General features: G+C 69.0%; 8 protein-coding genes. 2 read left to right on the forward strand and 6 right to left on the reverse strand.

Translation table 11 applies throughout. The features are described from left to right. Window positions 1-7 precede the first annotated feature (7 nt). The 6 genes from rpmF to recG form a co-directional block, all read right to left on the reverse strand. Window positions 8-181, reverse strand: a complete 174-nt coding sequence (gene rpmF / locus NBG84_RS32655; RefSeq protein WP_250923301.1) for a 50S ribosomal protein L32 — start codon at window positions 179-181, stop codon at window positions 8-10. A 2-nt stretch (window positions 182-183) separates the two neighbouring features. Continuing rightward, on the reverse strand, window positions 184-822 hold the full coding sequence (locus NBG84_RS32660; protein ID WP_250923334.1) for a YceD family protein: 639 nt from the start codon (window positions 820-822) through the stop codon (window positions 184-186). Between the two features lie 174 nt (window positions 823-996). Continuing rightward, window positions 997-2394, reverse strand: a complete 1398-nt coding sequence (locus NBG84_RS32665; RefSeq protein ID WP_250923302.1) for a cell division initiation protein — start codon at window positions 2392-2394, stop codon at window positions 997-999. 172 nt (window positions 2395-2566) lie between these two features. Further along, window positions 2567-3058: a pantetheine-phosphate adenylyltransferase gene (coaD, locus tag NBG84_RS32670; protein WP_250923303.1), complete on the reverse strand. Its 492-nt coding sequence runs from the start codon at window positions 3056-3058 to the stop codon at window positions 2567-2569. Between the two features lie 26 nt (window positions 3059-3084). Further along, a complete protein-coding gene (gene rsmD, locus NBG84_RS32675) occupies window positions 3085-3687 on the reverse strand; it encodes a 16S rRNA (guanine(966)-N(2))-methyltransferase RsmD (RefSeq protein WP_250923304.1) in 603 nt (200 codons plus the stop codon). A gap of 116 nt (window positions 3688-3803) precedes the next feature. After that, a complete protein-coding gene (recG, locus tag NBG84_RS32680) occupies window positions 3804-6035 on the reverse strand; it encodes an ATP-dependent DNA helicase RecG (RefSeq protein WP_250923305.1) in 2232 nt (743 codons plus the stop codon). A 178-nt stretch (window positions 6036-6213) separates the two neighbouring features. Between recG and NBG84_RS32685 the strand changes: the two genes are divergently transcribed. Both NBG84_RS32685 and NBG84_RS32690 read left to right on the forward strand, forming a co-directional pair. Further along, window positions 6214-8055, forward strand: coding sequence for an HSP90 family protein (locus NBG84_RS32685; protein ID WP_250923306.1), 1842 nt, complete (start codon window positions 6214-6216; stop codon window positions 8053-8055). Next, on the forward strand, window positions 8052-10994 hold the full coding sequence (locus NBG84_RS32690; RefSeq protein WP_250923307.1) for a tetratricopeptide repeat protein: 2943 nt from the start codon (window positions 8052-8054) through the stop codon (window positions 10992-10994). Before NBG84_RS32685 ends, NBG84_RS32690 begins: the two co-directional genes overlap by 4 nt. Window positions 10995-12789 lie beyond the last annotated feature (1795 nt).

Raw genomic sequence — 12789 nt, forward strand, 5'->3', positions numbered from 1 at the left:
CAGCCGCTCAGACCGCGAGGACCTGGCGCTTGTTGTAGGTGCCACAGCTGGGGCACGCGATGTGCTGCAGCTTCGGCTCCTGGCAACGCTCACACGAAACCAGGACGGGGACCGCAGCCTTCCACTGCGACCGGCGGTGGCGCGTGTTGCTGCGCGACATCTTCCGCTTCGGAACAGCCACGGCTACTTCTCCTGCTTCTCGTCGACGCCCGCATCGGCGCCGCCCATGTTGTCCTTCTCGCCGTCCTTGATGGTTTCGGCGAGTCCCTGCAGTGCCGCCCAACGGATGTCGACGGCGTCATGGTGGTGGTCCGGTTCGTCATCGAGCCTGATCCCGCACTGAACGCACAGACCGGCACAATCCTCACGGCACACCGGCTGCATCGGCAGTGCGAGCACCACCGCATCGCGCAGCACGGGTTCAAGGTCGAACAATCCGTCCTTGAGGTAGAGGACATCCTCGCCCTCGGCGTCGTCGCCCGGCTCCACGGCACGGCCATGGCTCCGGTCATCGGCGTCGGGGTACGTGAACATCTCCTGGAAGTCCGCAGCGACATCGAGGCGCAGCGGCTCCAGACACCTTACGCACTCCCCCTCAGCCGATGCACGGCCGGTGCCTGTGACCAGCACACCGTCCATGACGGACTCAAGACGGAGGTCAAGCTCCACGGATGTGCCTTCCGGCACTCCGATGACTCCCTCCACGCCGAGGTGCTTCGGCGCGGGGATCGAGCGGGACACCCGCTGGAGCGCGCCGGGACGCCGACCCAGCTCGTGCGTATCGAACACGAGAGGGTTGCGGTGGTCGAGGCGGGCGTTCAGGGGTCTTCCTGCTTTCAGATCGTGAGGGAGGAGCTGTCCCGAATTCTCCGGCGAGCCCCTGGGGGCACTGAGGGAAGAAGCGGGCAGCCGAGATCGCCAAACCTGTGCGACCGAAGAACCAGGATACTTCACGGGCCGCCTCAGGCCCAATCCGGTGCCGGGGACGGGCCGGTTTCAGCGACCTTCCTCATAGGGACGGAGCCGGTCGAGGTCGATCATCCCGGTGTCGAAGAGGCTGGTCTCATCGAGTGCGGCCGGCTGCCGGCGGGGAGGGTGCTCCGGCTGATCCCGATGGGCGTGACCGTCCGCGGCGGTGTACTGGTCATGGTGGACCTGAGGCCGGTACCCGGCGAAGGGGTCCGGGGAGTGCCCCTCGTAGGCCTGCTGGGGTCGGGGCGCGTAGGAGCCCGGTTCCTGCTGGTGGGGAAGGTCCTGCTGGTGCGGAATCTGCCACACCGAGGGGCGCTGCTCGTACGAGGGTCCCGGGGCTCGGTGAGCGGCCGGGTGCTGCTCACCGGCTGCGGGACCGTCCGGGCGCGGGGGCGCGTAGGGCTCATACGGAGCGGGGGGCGCGGGCTGACGCTCGGGGGGCTGGTGGGGCGCGGGGCCGGCGGGGATCGGGGGCGCGAAGGGCTCATGGCGGGGTCGCTCGGGCGCGTGCGGGGTGGGGCGCTCGGATCCGGTCCCCTGGGGAGCGTCGGTGGCCGGCTGAGGTCGGCGCGGTCGCCGGGACAGGCCTGGCTCCTCATCGGCCAGCTCGGCGAGACCGGCCAGATAGTCGGCGTCGCTGGTGTCACTGCCCTGCTGGTGCACACCCGCCGCGTCCTGGGCGGCCATGTGCTCACCGAGCGCACCGTCCACGGCCGGCCCGTGCAGTTTCCGCCGGCCTCGACCGACGGCCTCCAGGGTCTTGCCGAGTACCGCTTCGAAGGCACCGAGCTTGGCGTCCACATACTCATCGGCCTGTCGCACCAGGGTCGCCGGGTCCGGGCCGTACTCGGGGATGCCCGGGCCGCTGGGGTCGGCAGCGCCGGTTGAGCTCTCCGGGCCCAGCGGCGGCCGGTGGCCCGAGCTGAGCGGATCACCGGGGCCGGGCGGGCCGTCGAAGTCGTGCCCGCCCGCCCTGGCCCCTCGCCCGAGCAGCTTCTCCCGCCCTCGGTCGACCGAGCCGATGGTCTTGGCGAGGACGACCTCGAAGTTGGCGAGCTTGGAGTCGACGTAGTCATCCGCCTCGGCCCGGATCTCCTCGGCTTCGCCGCGGGCCTCAGCCAGGATCCGCTCCGCCTCGTCCCTGGACTGGCGGGCCACCCGGGTGTCCGAGATCAGCGAGTCCCGCTCGGCATGGGCGCTCTCAATGATCTTCTCGGCCTCCCAGCGGGCCTGGGCGACCAGGTGGTCCCGATCTCCGATCAGTTCCCGGGCCCGGGCCAGCGAGCCGGGCAGTGCCTGACGCACCTCTTCCAGCAGGGAGAGCAGTTCGGCGCGGTTGACCACGCAGGACGCCGACATGGGCAGCGATCGCGCGCTACCGATCGTCTCAACGATGTCATCGAGCTTCTTCTGCACGTCCACCGTGGTTCGCCACTCTCTGCCTGGTACGCCTGAGCCGCGTCCATCTCAAACGAGATGGACCGGGAAGACTGTACGGCGACGGAAGCCCTCACAAACCCCCTCAGAGTCCGTTGGGCACCGGTTGACGAGCCATCAGAGCGCTATATACCGGCCGCTTCTGGGGCGCTTGCGGTCACTTTCCCTCTCTCCGTTCGGCAAGACGGCTGGTCAGCGCCTCATGGACGGCCGGCGGCAGCAGATGGGAGACATCACCGCCCCACGCCGCCACCTCCTTGACCAGGCTGGAGGAGAGAAAGCTGTAGGTGGGGTTGGTGGGCACGAAGAGGGTCTCGACACCCGAGAGGCCGTTGTTCATCTGGGCCATCTGGAGTTCGTAGTCGAAGTCACTGACCGCTCGTAGGCCCTTGACGATGGCGGGGATGTCCCGCTCCTTGCAGAAGTCGACCAACAGGCCGTGGTGGGACTCAACAGATACGTTTCCGTACTCACTTGTCACCCGGCGGATCAGATCCATCCGCTCATCGACGGTGAAGAGTCCTTGCTTGGACTGGTTGATCATCACCGCGACATGTACGACGTCGTACAGCTTGGTGGCGCGGGCAATGATGTCGAGGTGTCCATTGGTGATGGGGTCGAATGACCCCGGACAGACTGCGCGGCGCACTGGAAGTCCCTCGCTCTCCGGTCCGGTCATGGGGCGTTTTCGCAGGTGGAAGCCTCATCGCTGAGAGAGGCGGCGTGACCGTACCAAAACGTCCCCTCGCCGTAGCGACGGGCCCGCAGTGGCTCGAAACCAGCCGGCCAGGTGAAGGCTCCGCCTCTGGTGCTTCGCTCCACGGTGACCAGCGCATCGTCGGTGAGCCACCCCTGGGTGCGGAGTGTGAGCAGAATCTCCCGAAGATCGTCGTCACTGACGGCGTAGGGAGGGTCAAGAAAGACCACGTCATAGGGGTTGTCAGGGGTGGGTCCAGCCACGACCTGCTCAGCCCTGCCGGTACGCACGTCGGCTCCCGGCAGGCCCAGCGCCCGGACGTTGTCCCGGACCGTACGGGCGGCTCGGGCATCCGCCTCGACCAGGAGGGCGTGGGATGCGCCCCGGGAGAGCGCCTCCAGGCCAACCGCGCCGGAACCCGCGTAGAGATCGGCGATCCGGACCCCCTGGAACGAGCCGAGATACGACTCCCAACTGGAGAAGAGGCCCTCACGAGCACGGTCGGACGTGGGGCGGGTGCCGGTGCCGGGCGGGACGGCGAGGCGGCGTCCGCCGGCCGTACCGGCGATCACGCGGGTCATCTCAGTCCTTACGGAGTGGGTCGTGGTCCTCGACGGGCCGGGCGGCGGGGCGAGCGCAGATCAGCTACGGGAGGGATCGCCGTACCGCCCGGGTCCGATCCTTGGCGATCAGTCTCTCAGCCCTTGTCGAGATAGCGCTCGCGCTCGTTGTCCAGAAGGGCGTCGAGCGCGGTACGCAGACCGGGCAGACTCGCCAGCTCAGGGTCGGCGCGCACCACCGAGACGGCCTCCTCCCTGGCCTCGGCGATGATCTCCTCGTCGTCGATGACCGTGAGCATCCGCAGCGAGGATCGAACCCCGGACTGGGCCTGGCCGAGCACATCGCCCTCCCGGCGCTGCTCCAGGTCGATCCGGGAGAGCTCAAAGCCGTCCAGTGTGGCGGCGACCGCACCCAGCCTGGCCCGGGCGGGACTGGCCTCGGGCATTTCCGACACCAGCAGGCAGAGCCCCGGAGCGGAGCCCCGGCCGACCCGGCCCCGAAGCTGATGCAGCTGGGAGACGCCGAATCGATCGGCGTCCATGATCACCATGGCGGTGGCATTGGGCACGTTCACCCCGACCTCGATGACGGTGGTGGCGACCAGCACATCCACTTCCCCTGCGGCGAAGCCCCGCATGACCGCGTCTTTGTCGTCCGGTGGCATCCGTCCGTGCAGCACCTCGATCCGCAGCCCGCTCAGCGGTCCCTTGCTCAACTGCTCCGCGATGTCCAGGACGGCCAGCGGTGGCCGCTTCTCGGCCTCGTCCTCGGCCGTCTTCTTCCTGGGCTTCGCGTCCTCGTCGTCACCGATGCGCGGGCAGACGACATACGCCTGATGGCCCTTGTCCACCTCCTCGCGCACCCGCTCCCAGGCCCGGGCCAGGAAATGCGGCTTGTCCTGGGCCGGGACCACATGGCTGGCGATCGGTGAGCGACCGGCGGGCAGCTGATCCAGGACGGAGGTCTCCAGATCGCCGAAGACCGTCATGGCGACCGTCCGCGGGATGGGGGTGGCGGTCATCACCAGCAGATGCGGGGTCCGCTTCTCGCCCTGGGAAGGGCCCTTGGCGCGGAGGGCGTCCCGCTGCTCCACTCCGAAGCGGTGCTGCTCATCGACGACGACCAGGCCCAGGTCAAGGAAGTGGACCTTGTCCTCGATCAGGGCATGGGTGCCGATCACGATGCCGGCCTCGCCGGTCACCAGATCGAGCAGGGCCTGGCGCCGGGCGGCGGCCCCCATGGAGCCGGTCAGCAACACGACCTTGGTGGCCCGCTCGGCGCCGCCGAGCATGCCGCCCTCGGCGAGATCGCCCATCATCTCCACGATCGAGCGATGGTGCTGCTGTGCCAGGACCTCCGTGGGGGCGAGCATCGCAGCCTGACCGCCCGCATCGACCACGGTCAGCATGGCGCGCAGGGCGACCAGGGTCTTTCCCGAACCGACCTCGCCCTGGAGCAGCCGGTGCATCGGATGCTCGGCCGCCAGATCGTCGAAGATCTCCTGGGTGACCTTGAGCTGGCCGTCGGTGAGGGTGAAGGGCAGCCGTGCGTCAAAGGCATCGAGCATGCCGCCGGCGACGGGTCCCCTGGCGACGGCGGGCAGCTGGGTGTCGGCGAACCGGCGCCTGGCCAGTGCCACTTGCAGGACAAACGCCTCGTCCCACTTGAGCCGGGCCCTGGCGTCCTCCACATCCGCCTTGGTCGCCGGACGGTGGATCTTGAGAAGGGCCTCCGGGAGGGGGACAAGGCCGCGGCCGTCACGCAGCGTGGGCGGCAGGGGATCGATCGCCTCCTGAGCGCGGGGCAGTACCGCGTCCACCGCCTTGGCGATCTTCCACGACTCCATGCCCTTGCACGCGGGATAGATCGGGATGAGAGCGCCCGCCCATGACTCGGCATCCACCCCCTCCGCGGAATCCGCTGGATCAGCGGCCTCCCCCTGGCCGCCCAACTTCGCATAGCTGGGATGGGCGAGCTGCAGCTTGCGGTTGAACACCGAGACCTTGCCGGCGAACATGGCCCTGCTGCCGGGCAGCAGCTCCTTCTGCGGCCGGTGCACACCACGGCCGAAGAAGACCAGCTGAAGCCGGCCGCTGCCATCGGTGATCGTGATCTCCAGGCGCTTTCCCCGACCGCCGTTGAAGGTGTGAACACGGGCATCGGCGACCTGCGCCACCACCGTCACATCCTCGTCGAGCGGTAGGTCCGAGAGCCGGGTGAGCTGACCGCGCTCCTCGTATCTGCGGGGGTAGTGATGCAGCAGATCGCCGACCGTATGCAGGTCGAGGTGCTCGGCCAGCACCTTCGCGGTGGCGGGTCCGAGCGACTTCTTCAGGGGTTCTTGGAGCGATTCATCGAGCACGGGCACGCGTTCTATTGCACACCACCGCACCGACAACCGTCCGCACCTGTGGATAAGTCCTGGTCGTGACTGTGCGGCGGCCCCTAGGATGGCGCGACACCCGGCCACCCTCCCACCTCGCGGTCACCGCCCCACGGGATCGCCCGACCCGCGCCGCCCCTCTCCCTCCACCGGCGCAGCGACGATGACTTCTGACACCACCGCACATGCGTCCGCGACCACCCCGCACACCTTCCAGGTCGATCTGCGCGGCCTGGTGGATCTGCTCTCCCACCACCTGTATTCGAGCCCGAAGGTCTATCTGCGCGAGCTGCTCCAGAACGCTGTGGACGCGATCACCGCGCGCCGGCTGGAGTACTCGGACGCGCCCGCACGGGTCCGGCTGTCCGTTCATGACGGGCGGCTGCGCATCGAGGACTCCGGTATCGGTCTGACCGAGGAGGACGTCCACAGCCTGCTCGCCACCATCGGTCGCAGCTCCAAACGCGCGGGCGCCGACGGCACGGAGGGCATCGCCTCGGCACGGGCGAACTTCCTTGGGCAGTTCGGCATCGGACTGCTCGCGTGCTTCGTCGTGGCGTCCGAGATCCGGGTCATCAGCAGATCGGCGCGCACCCCGAGTGCGGCACCCGTGGAGTGGTCGGCGCGCGACGACGGTTCCTACACCGTGCGTACGCTGCCCGATGACGCACGTCCCGAGCCGGGGACCACGGTGGAGTTGGCCGCCCGGCCAGGCAGCGCCGGCTGGTTCGCCGAGGAGCGGGTGTTCGCGCTGGCCCGGGACTTCGGCCGGCTGCTGCCGTACGACATCAGGGTCGGCGACCGCGCCGTCACCGATCTCCCGGCGCCCTGGGACCGCTCCCACCCCAGTCCCAGCGCCCGCCGGGTCGCGCTCGCCGGGCACTGTCACGAGCTCTTCGGTTTCACCCCGCTCGACTCGATCGACCTCAGCGTTCCACTCGCCGGGGTGCGTGGGGTGGCCTATGTGCTGCCCTCCTCCGTCTCCCCGGCGCAGCGGGTGGGCCACCGAGTCCATCTCAAGGGGATGCTGCTGACCGAGAAGGCCGACGAACTCCTGCCGGAGTGGGCCTTCTTCGTACGCTGTGTGATCGACACCGACTCGTTGCGACCCACCGCGTCCCGTGAGTCCCTCTACGAGGACGAGACGCTCGCCGCCGTACGGGAGGCGCTCGGCGGGCGGATCAGAGAGTGGCTGACGGGCCTGGCCGCGGGTGATCCCGAGCGGCTCTCAGAGTTTCTGGCCGTACACCACCTCGGGGTGAAGTCGCTGGCCAGACACGACCCGGAGATGCTGCGGACCATGTTGCCGTGGCTGCCGTTCGAGACCACGGACGGGTCCGTATCGCTGGAGGAGTTCGCCCAGCGCCATCCCATGGTGCATTTCACCCGAACGGTCGAGGAGTTTCGGCAGGTCGCTCCGATCGCCGCGGCGCAGGGCATCGGGGTCGTCAACGGCGGATACACCTACGACACGGAACTGGTCGAGCAGCTGCCGAACATTCGTTCAGGGACGGTCGTCAGCGAACTGGACGCGGACACCGTGACCGCGCATCTGGACTCCGTGGACCCGGCGCAGGAGCTGGCCCTGGCGGGGTTCCTGGCCGTCGCTCGCGCCAAGCTCGACGCGCTGAACTGCGATGTCGTGCTGCGTGCCTTCCATCCGCTGACCGTGCCCGCCCTCCATCTCGACGATCGTGCCGCGCGCCATGAGCGCTCCCGTGCCGAAGCCGAGGAAGAGGCCGGGGAGTTGTGGGCAGGCATCCTCGGTTCGTTGCGGGGTAGCACTCCCCGAGCACGGCTGGTGCTCAACCATCTCAACCCGCTGATCCGCCGGGTCAGTGCCCTTGGCGATACGGAGCTGGCTGCGACAGCGACGGAGGCGCTGTACGGGCAGGCACTGCTGATGGCCCAGCGCCCCTTGCGCCCCGCCGACTCGGCGCTGCTCAACCGAGCCTTCATCGGCCTGCTGGAGTGGGCCACGCACGACCAGGAGAACGGCCGATGACCATCGACGCCCCGTCCTTGCGCCAGGCACTGCGGGACAACTACGACGAGCCCGAGGGCCAGGCCCGCAATGCCCGCGCGGAGCGGATATTCGCCGATATCGAACAATCGGGCGACATCGATCTCCTGATCGACGGTCTCCACCATCTGATGATGGTCTACAACTACAGCTCCGAGGCGGACAAGATGTTCGTCCCGTTCGCCCGGCTGTTGCGGCTGTGGGAGGAGCGGCCCGAGGACTTCGACGGCCAGCAGACCCACAGCCTGTTCTGGATGTTCAAATGGGTCTCCAGCGGAATGATCAACCAGCCGCACATCCCGCTCGACTCCATCGAGAAGTGGCAGGCCGAGATGGATCGGCGGTACCGGTTCGCCGGCCACTCGGAGCGCGCCGTACGCCAAGGGGAACTCCGGATCGCGCGCCACCTCGGCGACCGTGTGCGAGCCGAACGCGCCTATGCGGGCTGGCTGGCGGCTGATCGCGATGAGAAGAGCGACTGCCGGGCCTGTGAACTGCACACCCAGGGCGCCTGGCTGTCTCACATCGGCCAGGACGAAGCCGCCCTGGAGAACTGGCGCCCGGTGCTGGAGGGCGAATTCACCTGCGCCCACGAACCACACGCCGTACTCGCCGAGTCCCTGATCCCCCTGCTCAGGCTCGGCCGCACGGATGAGGCACGGGCCCACCATCTACGGGGCTTTCGGCTGGTACGGCCCATGGAGTCCATGCGCAACGCGGTGGCGGAACACGTGGAGTTCTGCGCGCTGACCGGGAACGAGGCACGCGGTCTGGAGATCCTGGCGGAGCGCCCGGCGTACTTCACCCAGACCGGGGAGCCGGACAGTCTGCTCAGCTATCTCGCGGTGACCGCCCTGCTGACCGAACGCCTCGTACTGCTCGGCCACGGCGAGCAGAGCGTCCCAGGCCCCGGCGACCGAACCTGGACCGCGGCGGAACTCGCCCGATACGCCCGTGATGAGGCCCTTCAGCTCGCCACCCGCTTCGACAAGCGCAACAACAACACCCACATCAGCGATGGGGTACGCCAGCGGATGGACCGCGCCCCCTTGCTGGAGCGGCTACCGCTGGGGCTGCGCGAGAGCCGACCCGTGAGCGCTGCTCCCGCTGTCCCGGTCGCCGTGGCACCCCCCTCGGACAGCGCCCCTGCCGTCTCGCTGGTGACCCGGGCCCGAGAACTCGCCGCGGCACAGCGACCGGACGCACTGGCAGCGTGGCAGGCGGTCGCGGCGGCGGTCGCGGAAGGGCATATTGAGCTCGATGGTCTGGCGCAGGCGGAGCTCCATGACTTCCTGGGGAGGGAGCGGCGCCAGACAACCGCGCAGTCCTTGGCGTACCTCGGTTTGGCCGCGCAGCAGTACGAGACGGCGGACGAGCCAGGCCTGGCCCTGGTCGCCAGGGCAAGGGCCGCCCACATCAGCTGCCGCGACGAACCGTCCGACGAGCGGATCGACAAGGCACTGGACGAGGTGACGACGGCGTTCGGCACCATCTCAGCCCGGTCCTCGAAGGACGAGGCAGCCGCCCACCAGGCGAGCCAGATCCTGCTGTACCGCTCTCGCATCCTGAACGTTCGCCTCAACCTGACGCAGGGCAGCGAGTCCGCCATCGCCGCCCTGGAGAAGTCCGTACGAGAACACCTCGCCTTCACCGAGCCCCACGCCGCGGTGCCGAGGGTGGGCGTGACCATCGGGGAAGTCCTGGGGTACCTCGGCGATATCGCCGCCCTCCGCAGCGGTGCGGCGGAGGCGGCAGAGCTGTACACACGGGCAGCACAGGTCTATGAGGCGACCGGCTGCCCCTGGTACGCGGTTGAGGTGTACTCGCAACTCGCCCGCGCACGCAAGGCGCTGGGCGACAGCGAACGTGCGGAGACCGCGGCCCGGACCGCCCTGGAACACGCCAGGGAGTACGCCCACTCCGGTGGCCAGGCCCGGCTCCACCTCCAACTGGTCGACTACCTGACTGATGCGGGGGACCCGGATTCGGCGAAGTTCGAGGAGGCCATCGAGCATGCCCTCCAAGCCGCGCACTGGGCCGATGAAGCGGGCGAAGCCGCAGGTTTCGGGGCATACGCACGGCACCGACTCGGCGGCCTGCTGCTGCGGCTGGGCCGAGCGGACGAAGGGGCCGTCATCCTGGAAGCCGTGCTGCCCGAACTCTCCGCCGATGAGCACGGCGACGGGACCGTCGTGCAGACGCTGTGGTGGCTCGGCGACTGCATGACGGTGCTGAACGATCCACGGGCGGCGGCGGAGCACTGGCTGAAGGCCGCGGACATCGCCCGGGAATGGCCGGAGCAGCGGGATCACGCCATGCTGGCGAACCTGGCCGGGGAAGCGCTCTACCGAGCCGGTCTCAACAACGAAGCGGAACGTGCATACCGGCGTGCGGGCGAACTGTGGCGGGAGCTGGGCGACGTCCACGCGCTGACCCGCAGCATGCGGGTACGGGCCTGGCTAGCACTCCGGGAAGGACAGGCGGGCCCCACCGCGGCGGGCGACCTCATGCTGTCGGCGGCCGCCGAATGCGAAACGGCCCTGCCCGGGCTGACATCCACCGAAGACCGCGAGCGGATGTGCGCGGAGCAGGCCGAGACCTACCGCCAGATGGGCGAACTACTGGTCAACGCGGCCGAGGGCGAGCCCGGAGACAAAGACGAGGCCCGGGCCAAAGCCGCCCGAGCTGCCTATGAAGAGGCCCTGTCCTACGCGAAGCAGGCGATCGAGGTATTCGCCTCCCTGGGGGAGCCCTGTGCGGAGGACCGCGCAAAGGCAGAACTCCTGGCCGGCTGGCTGGAGGCGGACCTCCGCAACGCCGCGGGGGCACGGGTGCGGGCGCAGGGGGTGCTGGACGCGTTCTCCACGGAAGAGTTGCGGGGGGAGGCGGAGGCGCTGCTGCGCTATGCGACGGGGGCCTGAGCTTGGGGCTGTCCTCACCGGGGGGCTGTCCTCAATCGCCGGACGGGCTGAGGTGGGGTCCCTGGCGGGGGCCTTGCCTCGGTCGGGGTGGCCGTGTCCTGGGGTCTTGGATGCCCCGGCTGGGGGGTCTTGTGTTGGTTGTTCTCACCGGGGGTGGAGGGTTCCGTCCTCAAACGCCGGACAGGCTGAGGCGGGTTCCTTGGCAGGGGCCTTGCCTCGGTGGAGGTGACCCGACCCCGAGGACTTGGGTGCCCCGGCTGGTGGGTCTTGTGTCGGTTGTCCTCACCGGGGGTGGAGGGTTCCGTCCTCAAACGCCGGACAGGCTGAGGCGGGTTTCTTGGCAGGGGCCTTGCCTCGGTGGAGGTGACCCGGTCCTGGGGTCTTGGATGCCCCGGCTGGGCGTCCCTGTGCTGGTTGTCCTCACCGGGGGTGGGGGGTTCCGTCCTCAAACGCCGGACAGGCTGAGGCGGATCGCCGGACGGGCTGGGGTTGCTTGGTTCTGGCTTTGGTGGGGGTTTTGGGTTTCTCGGGCTGGGGGGTCTTGTCTTGTTGGGGTTGGGGGGTGCTATCGGGGGTGACTCCTCAGCGTCGACGGCCCGAAGCGGCTCCGTGTCGGCATGCGGGTCTTGCCGTCGATCGCTTCCGGGGACACCCCCTGCGCGCCCCCATCCGCAGGCAGCACCGCCAGCCTTGAGGTACTTGTCCCGGCGGAGGTCAGCGGTCCTTTGGGGGGGTGTCGGTATCCCCAGCCGTGAGGTACTCGTCCGTGAGGGTCCACTGGCGTCTTGATGTATCTGAGTGAAGCTCAGCGGTGCTTGGGTTGTCTGGTCCGCTGGGGGAGCTGGGCGGTTCCTGAACCCCGGTACTCCGGTGTCTCGCTCCCCGCAGGGGCGCCAGGGCCCGCGGGTTTTCTGATCCCTGGGGCGCGTGGAGGTGGTGCGGGGTGACACCCGCAGCCGGCTCTCCTGGTCAAGATGAGGATGTGGAGTAGGCCATGAGCCCTGCCACAGCTCCAGAATCGAGTATCCAGTGCCCGTGGGCGCGTAGAGGCCAACGTAAAGCCGGTCCGTCCACGCCAAGAGGCCCCGGCTCACCCTCTCAAGCCCTCACGGGGAAGCACGTCTTACGGGCGATGACCTTCCCCCATGCCCCCCACGGGGAACGGGACTCGCGAGGGCGGTGACGCCCCGTTCCTTGACCCTCCCCCAGGGAACAAGACCTCAGGGCAGCGTGGCCGACATGTGGGCGCCTCCCGAAGCAGGTACCTCGGCGCAAGAGGAACCGGGCTTGGGCGTGGGGGCGCGCAGGGGGTGTCCCCGGAAGCGATCGACGGCAAGGCAGCCTTGTCGGCTCGGAGTCGCATCAGGCCGTCGACGCTGAGGAGTCACCCCCGATAGCACCCCCCAACCCCAAAAGGACAAGACCCTCACGACAGGAAACCCACGACCTTGAGCACGGGCAGCCCCCACCAAGACAAGCACCCCCCACGGCGACCCACCTCAGCCCGTCCGGCGTTTGAGGACGGAACCCCCCACCCCCGGTGAGGACAACCAACACGGGGTCGCCCAGCCGGGGCGCCCAAGACCCTGGGGCAGGGTCACCTCCACCGAGGCAAGGCCCCTGCCAGGGGTCCCGCCTCAGCCCGTCCGGCGTTTGAGGACGGAACCCCCCACCCCGGGTGAGGACAACCGACACGGGGTCGCCCAGCCGAGGCACCCAAGACCCCAGGACACGGTCACCTCCACCGAAGCAAGGCCCCCGCCAAGAAACCCACCCCAGCCCGTCCGGCGTTTGA

Source organism: Streptomyces albipurpureus (assembly GCF_023701525.1).
Taxonomy (GTDB): domain Bacteria; phylum Actinomycetota; class Actinomycetes; order Streptomycetales; family Streptomycetaceae; genus Streptomyces; species Streptomyces albipurpureus.